Annotated in this window: 12 protein-coding genes; 3 read left to right on the top strand and 9 right to left on the bottom strand. The window is 61.9% G+C overall.

Going from position 1 to position 18,308, the window contains the following annotated elements; genetic code table 11:
* Nucleotides 1-57: 57 nt before the first annotated feature.
* Nucleotides 58-846, bottom strand: a complete 789-nt coding sequence (locus tag T370_RS0117180; RefSeq protein ID WP_029436452.1) for a pseudouridine synthase — start codon at nt 844-846, stop codon at nt 58-60.
* Nucleotides 847-950: 104 nt separating this feature from the next.
* On the opposite strand from T370_RS0117180, the gene T370_RS0117175 reads away from it, so the two are divergent.
* From T370_RS0117175 to T370_RS0117165, 3 genes are all read left to right on the top strand, one after another.
* Entirely contained in the window at nt 951-2,777 is a 1,827-nt protein-coding gene (locus T370_RS0117175; protein ID WP_029436451.1) for an ABC transporter ATP-binding protein, read from the top strand.
* Nucleotides 2,777-4,339, top strand: coding sequence for an LpxL/LpxP family acyltransferase (locus tag T370_RS0117170; RefSeq protein WP_029436450.1), 1,563 nt, complete (start codon nt 2,777-2,779; stop codon nt 4,337-4,339). Before T370_RS0117175 ends, T370_RS0117170 begins: the two co-directional genes overlap by 1 nt.
* 406 nt (nt 4,340-4,745) lie before the next feature.
* Complete coding sequence (locus T370_RS0117165; RefSeq protein ID WP_005028185.1) at nt 4,746-5,492, top strand: SDR family oxidoreductase; 747 nt, start codon at nt 4,746-4,748, stop codon at nt 5,490-5,492.
* Nucleotides 5,493-5,752: 260 nt separating this feature from the next.
* On the opposite strand, the gene T370_RS0117160 is transcribed toward T370_RS0117165, so the two are convergent.
* From T370_RS0117160 to T370_RS0117125, 8 genes are all read right to left on the bottom strand, one after another.
* Complete coding sequence (locus T370_RS0117160) at nt 5,753-6,409, bottom strand: alpha/beta hydrolase family protein (protein WP_029436449.1); 657 nt, start codon at nt 6,407-6,409, stop codon at nt 5,753-5,755.
* Nucleotides 6,410-6,676: 267 nt separating this feature from the next.
* Complete coding sequence (gene dsrP, locus T370_RS0117155) at nt 6,677-7,855, bottom strand: sulfate reduction electron transfer complex DsrMKJOP subunit DsrP (protein ID WP_005028187.1); 1,179 nt, start codon at nt 7,853-7,855, stop codon at nt 6,677-6,679.
* Nucleotides 7,856-7,864: 9 nt separating this feature from the next.
* Complete coding sequence (gene dsrO, locus T370_RS0117150) at nt 7,865-8,662, bottom strand: sulfate reduction electron transfer complex DsrMKJOP subunit DsrO (RefSeq protein WP_005028188.1); 798 nt, start codon at nt 8,660-8,662, stop codon at nt 7,865-7,867.
* Complete coding sequence (gene dsrJ, locus T370_RS0117145; protein WP_005028189.1) at nt 8,662-9,048, bottom strand: sulfate reduction electron transfer complex DsrMKJOP subunit DsrJ; 387 nt, start codon at nt 9,046-9,048, stop codon at nt 8,662-8,664. The genes dsrO and dsrJ overlap by 1 nt, the downstream gene beginning before the upstream one ends.
* Before the next feature lie 3 nt (nt 9,049-9,051).
* Nucleotides 9,052-10,716 carry a sulfate reduction electron transfer complex DsrMKJOP subunit DsrK gene (gene dsrK, locus T370_RS0117140; protein WP_009380248.1) on the bottom strand — a complete coding sequence of 555 codons (1,665 nt, stop codon included), beginning with the start codon at nt 10,714-10,716 and terminating at the stop codon, nt 9,052-9,054.
* A gap of 12 nt (nt 10,717-10,728) precedes the next feature.
* A complete protein-coding gene (dsrM, locus tag T370_RS0117135; protein WP_005028191.1) occupies nt 10,729-11,760 on the bottom strand; it encodes a sulfate reduction electron transfer complex DsrMKJOP subunit DsrM in 1,032 nt (343 codons plus the stop codon).
* 89 nt (nt 11,761-11,849) lie between these two features.
* Nucleotides 11,850-12,377: an RsbRD N-terminal domain-containing protein gene (locus T370_RS0117130; protein ID WP_005028192.1), complete on the bottom strand. Its 528-nt coding sequence runs from the start codon at nt 12,375-12,377 to the stop codon at nt 11,850-11,852.
* A gap of 504 nt (nt 12,378-12,881) precedes the next feature.
* On the bottom strand, nt 12,882-17,264 hold the full coding sequence (locus T370_RS0117125) for an acyl-CoA dehydratase activase-related protein (RefSeq protein WP_029436448.1): 4,383 nt from the start codon (nt 17,262-17,264) through the stop codon (nt 12,882-12,884).
* Nucleotides 17,265-18,308: the final 1,044 nt, after the last annotated feature.

Raw genomic sequence — 18,308 nt, 5'->3', positions numbered from 1 at the left:
GGAGGGGGGAGGGGAAACTTTCTAAAGAAAGTTTCCCCTCCCCCCTCCGATTTTCTCTTACATCTCCACAGCTTTTTTCAGAGCCTCCACTTCGGCGGGGGTCAGTTCGCGGGCTTCGCCGGGCTTCATGACGCCGAGACGCAAGGGGCCTTGCGCGACGCGGACGAGCCGGAGGATGGTCAGATGCAGATCGCGGCACATGCGGCGGATCTGGCGGTTCAGGCCCTGATGCAGGGTCATCTCGAGCAGGGTGCCGCGCTGCCCCGCAGGGGGGCCGGCGTTGCGGGAAACACCGGACAGATCATGGACCTGCCCCGGCAGGACGCGGATTTCCACGGGCGCGAGCTTCTCGCCCTCGGCAAGCGTCATTCCTTTGCGCATGACCTCAAGGGCGCGGTCGGACACCCCGCCCCGGATGAGCACATGATACACGCGCGGCATGTGATGCCGGGGATGCACCACCCGGTTGGTCAAGTCACCGTCGTCGGTGAGCAGGACAAGCCCTTCCGAAAAAAAGTCGAGGCGCCCGGCGGGATAAAGGCGGCGGGACTTCCACTTCGCGGGGACGAGATCGAGCACCGTGGTCCGGCCTTCGGGATCGTAGGCCGTGGACACCACGCGCACGGGTTTGTTCAGCAACAGGTAGCAGGGGGCCTGCGCGATGGGCTGGACGGGCTTGCCGTCCACTTCCAGCTTGTCGGTGCCGGGCGTGACTTGGAGGCCCGGCGAGGCGACGGGCTCGCCGTTGACGCTGACGCGCCCGGCGGCGATGAGCTCGTCGGCCCGCCGGCGGGAACAGATGCCGGCGTCCGCCAGCGCTTTGTTGATTCGTACGGTCTTTTCCATGATACTCCTGAGCGCGCGTGCGCGGGGCCGTTTCCGGCCGGGATTCTCCGCTGGCGCTTGCCGATAATGTGGGCTAGGATGCCCTTTCGTCAAGGAATATGCGAATGAGTAAAAAGAAAGAGACCAAGGAGGAACGCTCCGAGCGCCGCAGGAAAGAACTCCGGCTGGCTCTGCGGGTGTTCCGGTATTTCCTCCCCTACAAATGGGCCATGGTCGTCGCGCTGTTGGCTTCCGCCGTCGTTTCCGGGACTACGGCCGGCACGGCATGGCTGATCAAGCCCGCGCTCGACGACATCTTCATCCGGCAGGACGGCACGGCCCTTCTGTATGTGCCGCTGGCCTTCATCGTACTGACGGCCCTGAAAGGTGCCGGGCGCTACCTGCAAAACTGGTGTATGCATTACAGCGCGCTGCACGTGCTGGAAACCATGCGGCAGGAACTGTTCCAGAAAATCATCACCCTGCCCCTGCATTTCTATGAGGAATCGCAGGTCGGGGCGCTCATGTCGCGCGTCATCAACGACGTGGGCATGATCCGGCAGAGCCTGCCCGCGTTCATACAGATCATCCGGCAGGTGATCACCATGATCAGCCTGCTGTACGTGGTGTTCCAGCAGAACTTCGAACTGGCGTGCTGGGCCATCATCGTCCTGCCCGTCGCGGGGTTCCCGCTGTCGCTGTTCAGCCGGGCCCTGCGGCGGTACGGGCGCAAGAACGCCGAGGTGAACGCCAGCATCTCCAGCATGTTGCAGGAACTGCTCAGCGGCATCCGGGTCATCAAGGCCTTCGCCACCGAAAAGCAGGAAACGGGGCGCTTCAACAAGGAAAACGCCCGGATCATCAATATCAACTTCCGCCAGTCCTGTGTGTCAGAGCTGTCGTCCCCGGTGATGGAACTCATCGGTGCGATCGGCATCGGGCTGGTGATCTGGTATGGCGGCCGCGAGGTTATCCAAGGCGACATGACGCCGGGCACGTTCTTCGCCTTCATGGGCGCGCTTGCCATGCTGTATACGCCCTTCAAGAGTTTGAACGGCGCGAACATGAACGTGCAGAACGCCCTTGCCGGGGCCGAGCGCGTGTTCGCCATCCTCGACGATCCTGCCCTCAAGACCGAACGCGGCGGCACGCTGCCGCTGGACGAGCCTTTCCGCGAGCTGACCTTCCGTGACGTGAGCCTGCACTACGGCGATGAGAGCACGCCCGCGCTCCGGGGCGTTTCGCTTACGGTGAAGGCCGGGGAGCGCATTGCCTTCGTGGGGCCTTCCGGCGCGGGCAAGACCACGCTCGTCAACCTGATCCCCCGCTTCTATGATCCGCAGCGCGGCGAGATCCTTCTGAACGGCAAGCCGCTCAAGGAGTACTCGCTGGCATCCCTGCGGCGTTCCGTATCGATGGTGTCGCAGGATGCCTTCCTGTTCGACATGACCATTGCCGAAAACATCGCCTACGGGCGCGACCTGTCCTCGGAGCTGGATATGGATCGCGTGCGTTCCGCAGCCGTGGCCGCCTATGCCGACGGCTTCATCCGCGAGCTGCCCGAGGGGTACGAAACGCCCATCGGAGAGCGCGGCGTGCGTCTTTCCGGCGGCCAGAAACAGCGCCTGACCATTGCCCGCGCCCTGCTCAAGGATGCGCCTCTGCTCATTCTGGACGAGGCCACCAGCGCCCTTGATTCCGAATCCGAACACATGGTTCAGAAGGCCCTCGACAACCTCATGCTCAACCGCACCAGCCTTATCATTGCGCACCGGCTTTCCACCATTCTGGAAGCGGATCGCATCGTGGTCATGGAATGCGGGCGCATCGTCGACATCGGACGGCACGAGGAATTGCTTGGGCGTTGCGAACTGTATACCCGCCTGTACAACATGCAGTTCCGCGCGCACGAAAATATCTGTGGCTGTGAAACCGATCTTGTGGAGTCCTGATGCCTCATTCTGGAAAATCGTTGCTCGGAGCCCTTTCCGCGCCCGTGTATTGGCTGTACCGCCTGTGGTGCCGCTCGCTGCGCTATACCGAAATCAACCGCGCCGCCATCGAAAACACGACCGATCAGGGCCGTCCCGTGGTCCTGTCGCTGTGGCATGACGAACTCTTTCCCCTGATTTACCTGAAACGTCGGCTCAACATCATTGCGCTGGTCAGCCAGAGCGACGACGGCGACCTCCTCGCCGGGGTGCTGGAACGCATGGGCCTTGAAACGGCCCGGGGGTCCAGCTCCCGGGGCGGGGTGAAGGCCCTTCTTGCCGCCGCCCGCCGGATGCGCGAATCCGGGATCTGCGGCTGCGTGACCGTGGACGGCCCGCGCGGCCCGCGCCATGAAGTCAAGGAAGGCGCGATATTCCTCGCCGCCCGTGCGGACGCGCCCATCGTGCCCATCCGTCTGTTCATGGAACGGCGCAAGGTCTTCAAAAGCTGGGATCGTTTCCAGCTTCCTTTGCCGTTCAGCCGGGTTTCGATGGTGTGCGCCGACGCCTACCGCGTCGAATGCGATATCCGCGATCCCGAAGCCGTAGCGCGCGAGTGCCGCCGCCTTGAGGAAAAGCTTGAGGCCCTGAAAGCGCCCGAACTGCCGCCTTCCCCTTCCTTGCTCCACCAGCTTTCCCAGGCGTTTTCCCGGGCCATGTGCCGGGTGGGCTATGGCTTCGCCCTTCTGCTCGGCAAACTCGGCTTTTCCCGTATCCGTTCGCTTGCCAAGGGGCTTGGCTCCCTGCTCTGGACATGCCTGCCCAAGCGCCGCCGTCTCGCCACGGAGAGCATAGCCCGGCACCTTGAACTTTCGCAGGCAACGGCGGAGTCGCTGGCGCGGGCCAGCTTCACGCACAACGCCCGTTCGTTCCTCGAGTCGGTCCTCGTTCCCGAGTTCGGCTTGTCCCATCCCTTGCTCGACGTGGAGCGCCCGGATCTGCTGGAGCGTCTCAAACGAGGAGAGCGCCCCAGCGTGATAACAACGGCACATCTCGGGGCTTGGGAACTGTTGGCCAGCCTGCTTGGGGATGTATCCGACCATCCGCGCCTGACGGTCGTGCGGACGTATAAAAACAAGCTGATGGATTACGTCACCACGCGGCTGCGCTCTTCTCATGGGGCGGACGTCATCGGGCACCGGGAAGCGGCTTTTCCCGTATTGCGGGCACTCAGGAAGAACGGGTACGCGGCGTTTCTCGCGGATCACAATACCAGCCGAAGCGAAGCGTTTTTCCTGCCGTTCCTTGGCGAGGAGGCCGCCGTCAACAAAGGGCCCGCTGTCCTTGCCGTCCGGGCCAAGGCCTTGGTCTGGCCCATCGCGTTGATCCGCGACGGGGATCGGTATCGTATTATTATAGAGGAGCCGCTGGACACGGCCCTCCTTGAAGGTGATGCTGAGGAAAAAGCGCTCGCGGTCGCCGCATTTTATACGGAGGCCAATGAGCGCATGGTCCGCCGCGCGCCCGATCAATGGTTCTGGATGCACAACCGCTGGAAGACGAAGCGGGTTATGGACGATTGATTGAACTGGAGGGGCGGGGGACTTTTCTGAAGAAAAGCTTCCCCCGCCCCTCCAAAGACTTTTGGGCTTGCCGAATCCCTGTCCACGTTTTTTCTGTATTGTATGGATGGGGAGAAAAGGCGGGCGGTGGAAAAGCAGATCCATGAAGGCGGAAAAGCCGGAAAGCGTCCGGCGTTGACCGGCCGTTCCGTTTTCTGTAGGCAGAGAGGAACGGCTTTTTTTGTATGGACATTCCGTTCTTAGAGCATGTGTGCAACGCCCCAGCGCCGGACGCACGTTCAGTGCGCTCCAATGCGGCACGGGTTCCGCCGAAAACGACGATTCTCGGCGGAATGGACCTCTGAAACGCGATGCTTTCAAAGGTAATCCGCTCTGGAACATCACCTTGTCATCAAAGGAGTTTTCCATGCCAGTCGCGTATATCACCGGAGCTACGTCGGGAATCGGCCGGGCCACCGCCGAACGTTTTATTGAGGAAGGCTGGACCGTCGTTGCGATGGCCCGCCGCGAGGAACGCTTGCAGGAGTTGCAAGACGCGCATCCCGGCAGCGTCCACTGCTTCAAGCTGGATGTGCGGGACAAGGCGGCTGTCGAACACGTTTTCTCCGAGGCAAAGGAGCGTTTCGGCGCGCCCGACGTCCTCGTGAACAATGCGGGGCTGGCCCTTGGCTTGGAGCCGGCTCAGGCGTGTTCGCTCGACGATTGGGATACGATGGTGGATACGAACATCAAGGGTCTGCTGTACTGCACGCGCGCGGCGCTGCCCGGTATGGTGGAGCGCCATTCCGGGCATGTGGTGAACCTCGGTTCCATCGCCGGGACCTATGCCTACCCCGGCAGCAACGTGTATGGCGCAAGCAAGGGGTTCGTGCTCCAGTTCTCACGGGGCTTGCGCTGCGACCTGCACGGGACCGGCGTTCGCGTGACCGACGTCGAGCCCGGTTTGCTCGAATCCGAATTCTCCAATGTCCGTTTCAAGGGCGACGAATCGCGCTTTGACACGCTCTACGAGAACGCGCACCCGCTCCGGCCCGAGGACATCGCCGACACCATCTGGTGGGTCGTTTCCCGCCCCGCGCATGTGAACGTCTCACAGGTCGAAGTCATGCCCACCACGCAGTCGCTCGCCTCCGCCCGGGTATTCAAGGGGTAACAGCCCTCCAAGGGGGGTAAACTTTGAATACTCTTGCCATCTCATGAAAATTACATGTAACTTTTGAGAAAAACATTCGGAAGCCAGCAACCTCCATCCTCCAATGCCTCAACATTCGGTTTTCCCAAGCCCGTCGGCAGGGATTCGATAAGCGTAAAAGTGCTTGAAGGGAAAGGGGAGGCGCGGGCCGCGCTGGTGGGTTTGGGGAAGGAAACGGGAAACTTTTTACAGGAAGTTTCCCGTTCCCTTCCCCAATTTTTTTACTTCCAGCCTTCGGCGCGTTCCCGCAGGACTTTTTCACCGTAGCGCTCGAACATCCCCCACGCCCACGCATGGGTCATGTCCGGGGGGCAGGAGACGTTCACGTCGGCGTTTTCCGCAGCTTCCCACGGGCCGCCGATGCGGGCCACGAGATTGGGGATGTCGAACCATGTGCTCTGGCTGTAGTCGATATGGATGTTCAGCCAGTGGCGGACGTTGGGGAGCCTCCGGCGGGGCGCTCCCTTGCGCGATACGGGATCGAGGCTGATCAGCAGATCGATGGGCGCATTGAGTTTGCGGGCGACGAGGTTGACCGCCGCGTCCCCGCCCCAGCTGTGCCCGATGAGGGCCACGGAATGGCCTTTGGAGGCGTAGATGTTCACGATGTCGCGCATTTTGCGGCTTTCGTAGTGCTCGCGGAACCAGACGTCGTGTCTGGCGCGCAGATCGGCGGGATAGCGGGCGCTGACGGCATAACTGTTCCCGAGGATCTGATCGAGGAAGCCGCCGATGACCAGAACCAGAGGCCGCAGATCCTGCGCTTCGAGGGCCGCCGCTTTTTCCATGAAAAGCTTTTCCTGCCGCCTGTCCCGGATGGGGGACAGGCCGCACAGATCCAGAAGCCGTTCGGGATTGCGCTGAAACGTGAAATTCATCGGCTTTTCCTTTTCTATTGAAATCGGGCGGGGGCGCCGCCGGGCGTTTCCCGCGCGAAAAACCGGGGAGGAAACGTTTTTGCCCAACAACGCACTCTAGAATGTCAAAGCCCCGCATCCTTGGCAAGCGGGTGAGAACCCTCTTTTTTCAAATGAAAAGCCCCCGCGCGATTTCCGCACAGGGGCTTTGGAAAATCCACCTTCACCCAAAGTCGGGAGAGGGGGGAGAGGGAGGCCCCATCTTCAGAAGGGGCCTCCTTCCAAGTCTTAATTGTCTTTCAACGCGAACGTTCCGTTTTCCTTTTTCACGTCCATGGCGATCTTCCAGAGCACGGAGATGATGATGCCTCCGAGCCCGTAGACGCCGAGCGCGACGAGGATTTCAGGAATGGTCGGAGTGTACTCGGTGACGGTTTCGAACATGTTGGGCACGAAGCCGCCGATGAGCAGGCCGAGGCTCTTGTCGATCCACGAGGCGATCACGAGGAGGATAAGGGCCCAGGGCAGGATTTTGTCGTTGTAGCGCAGCGCCGGGGGGATCAGCATGAGCAGGGACAGCACGGCGAACACGACGGCGGTCCACATCCAGCTGTTGATCCACGCCATATGCCCATCATGACCCGTGAAGAGGTACAGGATGGAGTGCTGGTGTCCGGGGATGCCGCTGTAGAAAGCCGTGAAGATTTCCAGCAGGTAGAAGAACACGTTCACGCACATCGCATAGGTGATGATGGTGGACAGGGTCTTCATGGCTTCGCGGCCGGGCTCGAAGCCGGTCACGCGGCGCACGGCCATCAGGAGCAGCAGCAGGATGGCCGGACCGGAGCAGAACGCGGAGGCGAGGAAGCGGGCGGCCATGATGGCGGTGAGCCAGTAGTGGCGGCCCGGGATGCCGGCGTACAGGAAACCGGTGACGGTGTGGATGGAGAAGGCCCAGATGATGGAGATGTAGATGAGGACCTTGATCCACTTCGGCGGCTTCACGTCGTTGCGGGCGGCTTCAAGGGTGACCCAGCCGATGATGATGTTCAGGAGGAGATAACCGAACAGAACGGTCATATCCCAGAACATCACGGAGTTCGGCGTGGGATGCAGCAGCACGTTGAGAGCGCGCTGCGGCTGCCCGAGGTCGACCACGATGAAGAGCATGCACATGATCACGGCACCCACGGCCATGAATTCGCCGAAGATGATGATCCGTTTGAACTTCTCGTAATGGTGGAAGTAGGCGGGGAGCACGAGCATCACAGCGCCTGCGGCCACGCCGACGAAGTAGGTGAACTGGGCGATGTACAGCCCCCAGGAGACGTCGCGGCTCATGCCGGTGATGGCAAGGCCGATGTTCGCCTGGAAGATGTACACGATGAAGCCGAGGCCAAAGATTGCGCCAAGGAAGCAAAGCCACAGGTAGAAGCGCGGCCGGCCTTTGAGAATCAGTTCGAGCATGGCGGCCTCCTAGATGATGTAGTACACGCCGGGCTGGGTGCCCAGAGTGGGTTTGCGGCGGATGGTGAAGTTCTCCGACAGGGCCTGACGCACGGGCGAACCCGGATCGTTCAGGTCGCCGAAGATCATCGCGCCTTCGGAGGCTTCCACGCAGGCGGGGAGCTTGCCCTGAGCCAGGCGTTCGGTGCAGAACGTGCACTTCTCGACCACGCCGCGGGTACGCATGGGGAACTCGGGGTTCACATCCTTCACGTAGGGCTGCGGATCGCGGAAGTTGAAGCTGCGGGCGCCGAACGGGCAGCCGGCCATGCAGAAACGGCAGCCGATGCAGCGGTGGGGGTCCATCACCACGATGCCGTCCTCACGCTTGAAGGTGGCGGCGGTGGGGCACACGCGTACGCAGGGCGGGTTTTCGCAGTGGTTGCACAGCAGGAGGAAATCGCCGTGCAGGAACTTTTCGGGCATGTAGGCGTTCACGTCGTCAGGGAAGACGTGGGCGTACTTGTCCGTCCAGATCCATTTGACGTCCTGGTTGCCGGGGATGGTGGGCACGTTGTGGGCATGGTGGCACGCGTCGATCACGCGCTGGAAATGTTCCGGCGAGGTGAACTTGCGGGTGTCGATGACCATGGCCCAGCGTTTGGCGTGCAGGGCATCAGGTTCGTTGGTGTAGCTGCCCTTGGCGGGCGCGGTGCCCGCCGGGAGGGCGCTGGCCTTGCTCCCGGTTGCGAGGGTCAGGGCGGAAGCCGTGCCCAGCGCAAAGGCGGAGAGACCGGCTATCTTCAGAAAGTCTCTTCTGCTTTTCATTAGTTGTTCCCCCTCGGCGCGATGTGGCAGGTCCAGCAATACGGATCAACGTTGTTGCTGTTGTGGCACTTGTCGCAGAAGTCGGCCTTGTTCGTATGGCAGGCCATGCACGTATCCTGAAGGCTGATGACCCACTTGCGGCCATCGGTGGCGACGTATTCGCGCTTGCCTTCGCGGATGGCTTCATCGCGCCAGGTGTTCAGCAGGGCCATGTGTTCGGCACGCATCCATTCCTTGGACTCGATGCACTTGTCCTTGCCTTCGCCCGTGGGCAGGGCGACTTCGGGGTAGACGTAGGTCTTGCCGCCGAGGTTCAGCCAGAAGGGCGAGGTGAACGCCACTACGGCGATCAGGACGCCGGGGATGATGTATTTGGCATTATACATGGTTTAATTGTCCTCCTCGGCAGAAGCGGCGAGCTCTTCAACGGCCTCTTCCTCTGGCTCGGGGTCGGGGCATTCGAGGTCTTCCTGACGCAGGTTCATGGTACGGGGCTGTTCGCCCTTCATGACCAGCGCGTTGGCGACCAGTTCGTGCAGGCCGCTGACGGTGACGCCCGGCGCCCAGTAGTTGGCGAGAGGCGGCAGCGTGGCGCGGTCGATGGCGCAGACGCAGGACATCCAGTTGACGCCGTTCTTTTCCTGCACGTAGCGGAGGGCGTTCCCGCGGGGGAAGCCGGCGCGCAGGCGCAGTTCCATGATTTCCTCGGTGTTGAGGCCGGAACCGGAACCGCAGCAGAAGGTTTCTTCCCGGATGGTGTGCGGGGGCATTTCCACGAATTCGGGGCAGACGGCGCGCAGGACGGCGCGGGGCTCTTCGAGCATACCCATGGCGCGGGCCGGGTTGCAGGAGTCGTGGAAGGTGGTGATGATGCCGGTGTTGCGTTCGGGGCGGAGATTCAGCTTGTTGTGGTGAATCAGGTCGGCCGTGAACTCGGCGATGTGCACCATCTTGGTGGCCCGTGCGTTTTCAAAGCGCGTGCCGGTGATGGGGGACGTGGGAACGTCCATCATGCCTTCGGGCGCGGGGCCGTTGTAGGTCGCCATGTACTGGTTGATGACGCGCCACATGTGGCCGCATTCGCCGCCGAGGATCCATTTGGAGCCGAGGCGCTTGGCTTCCGCGTACATCTTGGCGTTCAGCTTCTTCGCCATGTCGAAGGACACGAAGGAGCCGAAGTTGCCGCCTTCGGAGGCGTAGGTGGACAGGGTGTAGTCCAGCCCAAGCTCGTGGAACAGCATCAGGTACCCCATGAAGGTGTAGATGCCGGGTTCCGCGAACACGTCGCCGGAAGGCGTGATGAAGAGGATCTCGTGCCCCTTCTCGTTGAAAGGCGGATCGATATGGATACCGGTGATGGTTTCGATATCTTCGCAGAGGAATTCAACGATTTCCTTGAAGGCGTGGGGCTGGATGCCGAGGTGGTTGCCCGTGCGGTTACAGTTGGACACCGGTTCCATGATCCAGTTGATGCCGAGGCCGAGCTCATGCAGCAGTTCGCGGACGATAGCCGTGATTTCGGCGGTATCGATGCCGTAGGGGCAGAACAGCGAGCAGCGGCGGCATTCGGTGCACTGGTAGAAGTAGGTGAACCATTCTTTGATGACGTCGGTGGTCAGCTTGCGGGCGCCCGCAACCTTGCCGAGGAGACGCCCGGCGGTGGTGAAGTCGCGGCGGTACACGGAACGGAGCAGTTCCGCACGCAGCACAGGCATATTTTTCGGATCGTTGGTGCCGAGGAAGAAGTGGCATTTGTCGGCGCAGGCGCCGCAACGCACGCAGGTATCCATGAAGATCTTGAGGGAACGGTGCTTGGCAAGACGTTCCTTCAAGGCCTTATAGATGATTTCTTCCCAGTTTTCGGGCAGGTGCCAATCCTCTTCCTCAGGCTGCCACGCATGGGGATGAGGCATGTGCAGCCCTTCCATGATATCCACCTTGGCGGGATAGGCGTACATGCCGGCCTTGATCTCGGTCTTGACGTCCATCCAGCTCTTTTCGGGGAAACTCGCACGGGAGGCGATCATTTCTTCCGGTTTTGGCATTTTGGCCATTAGGGAAACTCCTTACTTGGACGGGGCCGGGGCCGCGGGTTCAACGTCTTCGGGCTGCTTTTCCAGGGGCAGGCCAGCCTCAGCCATCAGATCACGGAAGTCGTCCTCATATTCCGCATAGGTGCGGTAAGGGGCGTTCGGGTTGTTCCAGGGATTGACGTGGCGGACTTCACGCGTGTTGCAGCGCATGTTGCGGGTGGGGGACATGAAAATGCCGCCCATGTGCATCAGCTTGCTGAAGGGGAAGTAGATGAGCAGCACGCTGACGAGCGCGACATGGGTGAAGAACAGGGGGTTCAGGCCCACGGCGGACTGCGGCGTGAAGTGCAGGATGCCCATGATGAACACCTTGGCCTGCGCGATGTCGACCTTGTCGAAGTAGCGCATACAGATGCCGGTGCCGATGATGCCCATGATGAGGAACAGCGGGAAATAGTCGTTGGCGAGGGAGATGTAGCGCACTTTCGGGTTCGCCAGGCGACGGCCGAAGAGGAACAGGACAGCCACCACGATGAGCATGTCGGTCATGAACAGGCGCGGCACGCCGACCTGCATGATGCCGTCGAAGAACTCGAGCCACGTCAGGCAGACCGGAACGGGTTCGATGAAGAACCGGAAGTGCCGGATGAAGATGACCAGGAAACAGTAGTGGAAGGTCAGCGCGAAGACCCACAGCCATTTGGAGGAGAAATAGGTGACGCGCGGCCCCACGGAGCTGACTTCCGCAGAGGTGTTGCGGAACAGCGAACGGAACAACAGCACTTCGAGGATCATACGGCCTACGACAGCGGCGTTGCTCATGGGCGTGTCGAGGCGGTTCGGCTTGATCCAGTCCAAGGAACGCTCTTGACCACCCGTAGTGGGGATGGCGAAGGGCACGGGCGATTTCGCCCACCAGCAGGTGATGCGCCAGATGATCCCGCAGACGAAGACAACCGCGGCCAACAGAGGCAGCGCCACACCCAGCAGAGACTGGAATCCGGCGACCGCCCCCGACCAGGCGATGGCTCCGATGAGCAGGACTGCCACGAGTGAAACTATCATTCCCTACCTCACTCCAGGCTTAAAGTTTGACATATCCAAATCCGTAACCACAATAAAAAGGATTCCGAAAGGGAAACAGGAAACAGGGCCTATTCCCCGTCCTGATTTTCCACCAGGCCATGTCTGGCCGCCCAGCGCCTGATCTGAGACGCCTCCCTGCGCTGTTGGGCCACACGCTCGGCGTAGACCTGCTCCCGATCCGCAAGGTACAGGTTGAAGGCCATGAGGCAGAGCGTGTCCAAACGATCCCCCATGTCCAGGAACCCCTGGACATCCCCGGCGGCCAGCATGTCCGCAAGGAGCAGTTCACGAAGCACGGACTTGTACAGGTACAGCACGCCGACGGCCTGTTCGGGCTTGAGGTCCTGCACCGCGCGGATACGGATCAGTGCCGCCACAGAGGCGTGCACTTTCTCCATGTCGACATCCCGGCCCGTGACGGCGTCGTAGATCTGTTCCCCGGCGGCGCGGGTGGCGTGGCCGACGGGATTGGCGAACTGATCGCGTTGCGTCCGAATGAAACCGGTGGTCTCAAAAGGATACATGGCGAACACGGCTTCGGTCCATTTTTGGATAGCCGCGTCGCGCCGAGCCGAGATGATGTCTTCAGTGCTCATGCTTGCTCACATCAAGGTTAAGAAGGGGATTTGGTTCTCCTGCGCTGCATAATCAAAAACAAGCGTCCGCCCCGAAAGGTTGCGGCCCGCCTGTTTCGTCGAGTGCCTCCGAACCTGAAAATCATACGCCGTCTGCACCCTTACGCGATTTTGGCGGATTTCACAAGACCGGCTTGAGAGGGGAGTGTTTGGCTGTTCAGACAAACAGTATATAATCTTCCGGAACTAAATAAAATAATATTTTTAGAGCGATTATTTGCCGCGTCCGGCTTCGCCCATATCCGATGGGGCATCCGACCCCGCCGGGCAAGCCTGTTTGCCAGGGGGAGCCGGACGACTGGACGGCCCGCCCCCGGCCATTTCAGGACAACAAAAGGGGCACATCCGGTTGCGGCATTGTACTGCCGCAACCGGGCGTGTCCCTTTGCAATGCGGTTTTGGGACTACAGGGCATGGGGGGCAGCATTGTGGAACGGAGGACCTTAATGCTGCCTTCATTCCCGCTCACGCCAGGTTCGTCACTTCGTCGCCGCTGTTGCCACTTCCACCGATGGTGTTTTCGAGCTTGCCCTTGAGGTTGTCGCGGAGACGCCCGGCGAGCTGGGCGACGGATTCGTTGAGGCTGGCGGGCGCGTGATCGCCCTGCGCCTCCTGCGGGATGCGGCTGTGGGCCACGGTCATGAACAGCTTGATCCGGTTGAGCTGGTTCGCCTCGCTGCTGCCGGGATCGTAGTCCACCGCCATGAGGTTGGCGTGGGGCCGGATGCGCTTCAATTCCTTGAGTACGCCCTTGCCCGTAATGTGGTTGGGCAGGCAGCCGAACGGCTGGAGGCACAGGACGTTGCCCACCCCGTGGTCGATGAGTTCCAGCATTTCCGCCGTGAGCAGCCAGCCTTCCCCGGCCTGGTTGCCCGTGGAAACGATGCCTCGCACGCTGCGGGCCAGATCCGCAATCCGGGAAACGGGGAGGAACCGGCTGCCTTCGAGCGCCCGGCGCATGGCGTCGCGCAGGGATTCGATGCGCTTGATGAGCAGCCAGTTGCTGAAGGCGGGGAATGCCTTTCCGCCCATGTGCCGCCACAGATAGACGGGATCGAGCAGGCAATAGAGGAAAAAGTCCATGAGATCGGTCAGGACGGGCTCGCCGCCTTCTTCCATAATGTGGCGGATGACTTGATTGTTGGCGTCGGGATGGTACTTGAGCAGGATTTCGCCCACGATGCCCACGCGGGGCAAGGGTGCGTGAGCCTGACGGATGGCCGAGAAATCCCGCACGATGCTCCGCATGTGCGACTTGAACAGCGAGCTGTCGCCCCGCGCCGCGCTGAACTTCACGCGGTTCATCCAGTGGGCCAGCCGATCGTCCGTATCCCCGGCGTTGCGCTCATGGGCGCGGGTGGACAGCGAGACGCGCTGGAGCATGTCCCCGTAGAGGCAGCCCAGGATGAGCCGGTGCAGCAGGCGCGCGGAGATGGCGAATCCGGGCTGGTTGTTCAGGGAACCCCCGCTCAGGGTCAGGACGGGCACATCCCCGAACCCGGCCTCGCACAGGGCCTTGCGGAGCAGCGCCGGGTAGTTGGTCGCCCGGCAGGGGCCGCAGGTCTGCGCCAGCATGAGGGCCGTGCGCTTGGGATCGCACCGTCCGCTTTGCAGGGCGTCGATAAGCTGCCCGATGACCACGATGGCAGGGTAGCAGGCGTCGTTGTGCACGTAGTTGAGCCCGGTTTCGATGGCCTCACGGCTGACCGTGGGCAGGATTTCCAGATTGTAGCCCGCGCTGGAAATGGCCTTGCCGATGATGTCGAAGTGCAGGGGGGACATCTGCGGGGCAAGGATGGTGTGTGTCTGGCGCATCGGTCTGGTGAACACCGGACGGAAGGCGGAAGCGGCGGGCCGGGGAGTGGGCGGCGTCTCGCGCCGCTCCTCCACGGCGGCGAGCAGGGAGCGGATACGGATGCGGGCCGCGCCGAGGGACGCGCCCTCATCGATCTTGATGAGCGTATGCAGCTTTCCGGCGCTGGTGAGGAGTTCCGACACCTGATCGGCGGTGATGGCGTCGAGGCCGCATCCGAACGAGGTCAGCTGCACCAGTTCGAGGTTGGGGCGCGTGCACACCAGCGCCGTGGCCCGGTACAGACGGGAATGATAGGTCCACTGGTCCACGACCCGGAGCGGTTCGGCGGGATGCCCGAGGTGCGCCACACTGTCCTCGCTGAGCACGGCGGCGCCGAGGGAGGCGACGAGTTCGGGCAGACCGTGATGGACCGCCGGATCGGCATGGTAAGGCCGCCCGGACAGCACGATGCCGAGCTTGCCGGTGCGTTCCAGTTCGGCGAGCACCCGTTCGCCTTCGGCCCGGAGCTCGGTGCGGTAGGCTTCCTGTTCGAGGGCGGCGACGCGTACGGCTGCGCGGAGCTCCTTTTTCGGAATGCCGAACAGGTCATGCAGCGCGGCAACGAGCGTGTCGGGATGTTCCAGCGACACGAACGGCGTGTACAGGGTGCAGTCCTGTTCCAGCAGTTCGTCCGTATTCAGGCGGATGACTTCCGGGTACCCGGCCACCACCGGACAGTTGTAGCCGTCTGCGGCGTCTTTGCTCTCCCGGCGCTCGCGCGGCAGGCAGGGGAAAAAGATGCGCTTGAGCCCCTTGTGCAGGAGCGAGGCGATGTGCCCGTGCGCGAGCTTGGCGGGGTAGCAGACCGTTTGCGAGGGCATGGACGACAGGCCGAGATCGAAAAGCTCCTTGCCCGACGGCGGGGACAGCTCCACGCGGTAGCCCAATTCCGTGAACAGCGTGAACCAGAACGGGTAATGCTCGTACATATTGAGCACGCGGGGGATGCCGATGCGCCCGCGCGGGGCGTCGTCCTGCGGGAGCGGTTCGTATCCGAACAGGCGGCGTTCCTTCCATGCGTACAGGTTGGGCATGGACGGGCGGGCCGCTTCGCCGCCGGAAGCGCCGCGTTCGCAGCGGTTGCCGGACACGAGTTTCCGGCCGTTGGAAAAGCGGTTGACCGTGAGCAGGCAGTGGTTGCCGCATCCCTTGCAGCGCAGGGTTTTGGCGGAAATATCGAGGGAGCGCAGGGAAGCCGATGTCAGGGGCGTGGGGGCCGCGCCGTCGGGCGTGCGGCTGCGGGCGAGCAGGGCCGCGCCGTAGGCCCCCATGAGCCCGGCGATGTCGGGGCGGCACACATGATGGTCAAGGAGCCGTTCCATGAACCGCAGCAGGGCATCGTTCAAAAACGAGCCCCCCTGCACCAGCACGCGGTCCCCAAGTTCGGCGGGCGTGCGCAGGCGCAGGACTTTGTACAGCGCGTTGCGGGCCACGGCGTAGCACAGCCCGGCGGCGATGTCGCCGATGTCCGCGCCTTCCTTCTGCGCCTGTTTGACCTTGGAATTCATGAACACGGTACAGCGCGATCCCAGATCCACGGGATGCCGGGCGAACAGGGCGGCGCGCACGAACGCCTCCATGCTCAGGTTGAGGCTGCGGGCGAATGTTTCAAGGAAGGCCCCGCATCCGGCGGAGCAGGCTTCGTTGAGGGTCACGCCCGCGATGAGGCCGTCCCGCGCCTTGAGGCACTTCATATCTTGGCCGCCGATGTCGATGACGTACGTCGCATCGGGCACGAGGCGGCAGGCGGCCTTCAGGTGGGCCACCGTTTCCACGTCGGCGGACAGCGAGCCGAGGGCGGCCTGCGCGAGCTGCGCGCCGTAGCCCGTGGCTACGCTGGACTGGATCCACGCGCCTTCGGGCAGGCTGTCGATGAGATCGGCAAGGTAAGGCAGGAGCCCCGCCAGCGGATCGCCCTGATTGCGTTCATACCATGAAGTCAGGACAGCGCCGTCGGCATCGGCAAGCACGGCCTTGACCGTCGTTGAGCCGAGGTCCACGCCGAGGAAGAGCGGGCCGGACGCGGATTCCAGCGGCTTGCGCGGGGCGGCGTCCCGGTTGTGGCGTTCGCGGAACAGATCGTAGTCGGCTTCGTTGTCGAACAGCGGAGGGAGGGAGGCCGTCCGAGCCCCGGCATCGCACCGCACGCGGGCGCGTTCGGCCAGCGTGTCCAGCGTGACGGGCTCCATGTCGGCCATGCGCGCCGCGCCGGGCAGATCCACAAGGCTCAGGGCCGTGCCGAGCGCGACCATATATTGGGCGTTCGGGAACGGCACCACCTCTTCGGGCGCGAGCTTGAGCGTGGCGATGAAGCGTTTGCGGAGTTCGGGCAGGAAGTGCAGCGGCCCGCCGAGGAAGGCGACCTTGCCCCGGATGGGATTCCCGCAGGCCAGCCCGCCGATGGTCTGTTCGACCACGGCCTGAAAGATGGAGGCGGCGAGGTCTTCCCGTGCGGCCCCCTCGTTGAGCAGAGGGACCACGTCGGTCTTGGCGAATACCCCGCAGCGGGAAGCGATGGGGTACAGGGTCGTGTAGTTCGCGGCAAGCTCGTTCAGCCCGGAGGCGTCGGTGTGGAGCAGCGCCGCCATCTGATCGATGAACGCCCCGGTGCCGCCCGCGCAGGCTTCGTTCATGCGCAGATCCATGCCTTGGCTGAGGTAGAGGATCTTGGCGTCTTCGCCGCCGAGTTCCACGGCCACATCGATTTGCGGGGCAAGCACGGCGATGGCCCGGGAGGCGGCCACGACTTCCTGCACGAACGGCAGCCCGAGGGTTTCCGAGAGCCCAAGGGACGCGGAGCCGGTGATCGCCGCCGAAACCGCCATGCCGGGATACTTGAGGGCCAGCTGGTCGAGCATGGTGGAAAGCGTCTGCCGGACGGCCGCTCCATGACGCAGGTATTGCGCCTCGAGCAGTTTGCCGTCCGCGGCGACGAGCGCGAGTTTGGCCGTGGTTGAACCAATGTCCAGCCCCAGAAATACGCTTCTTTCCATCATGGATCTCCTTGCCTTGCGGGGGAGCCGGCCGCCGACAGCGGAAACCTCCATAAGCGACTGCATCGCTTCTTTACTGCCATCGGAAAACGGCTCAGAAAAAGGAACGGCGCCTTTATCTCTGTGTATAACATCGTGTCTTTTTTTAACCAGATACCCAATGATAATAAAAAAGTATAGAGTATCAACGTATTGTATTCTAATGTCGACAATGCGCAACGAGCGTGTTCTGCTCAGATGTCTGATGCCGCCATTTCACATGGTTTTGGTTCCGATGGCAAGCGGGAAACGGGTGAATAACCGAACAACAAGAACGCAATAGATCGGCAGTACAGAAAGCGAACGTGTAAAAACTCTTCGCAACAGCTTCTGAGGCGGCACGAGAGGCGGTGCGGGCGCAGCTTTGCCGCTTTATGCGGAATGCCCGAGCCATTCTTGGCAGGCTCGCCCTTGATGACAGGCTCTCCAGAACCGAGGGAATGCCGACGCCATGATCATGCAAACGCATCCTTGCCGTGAGCCTCAAGAGGCCCTTTTCGCCTTGATCCGCAAGGACGAAAGCCGGACCGTATCCTATGAACAGCCGCAGGAGGAGTATTTTTCACGGTAAAGGCTGGCGCGCTCCCGCTTCGCCGCACAACCGGAAGCACTTTCACTCATTGTCCAACCAGTCCGTATCTCTTTCTTTAGAAGAAGTTAGACATTAATTCAAATTAAAATTTCAATTTTAAATTAGTATTCTCCGATAGACTGAAGGCCGACAGCAATCGTCCTTCTGCCCACAACTCATGGCACTTTCTTGCAAAGCGGATCAGAGAGGCGCGCTCATGAGGCTTGCCGCAGGAATGGGGGGATGAAACGTGTTGGGGTAAGGCAGAGGTCTGAGCTTTTTTCTATGGATTGGCCGTTTCCAGAGCAACCGGAAAGGGGACCTGTTTCGCTCTCCCCTTAAAAAACTTCAGATTGGAACGAACTCCCGTTGCGTGGCCTCCCCACCCGTCAAAAGTCTTTGGGAGAGGAGGGATGGGGGTGTGGGGGAAGGGA

Origin of the sequence: Bilophila wadsworthia ATCC 49260, from assembly GCF_000701705.1 — a bacterium.
Classification (GTDB): domain Bacteria; phylum Desulfobacterota; class Desulfovibrionia; order Desulfovibrionales; family Desulfovibrionaceae; genus Bilophila; species Bilophila wadsworthia.
Note: the sequence above shows the minus strand (reverse complement) of the source record. Positions and strands in the feature narration are given on the sequence as shown.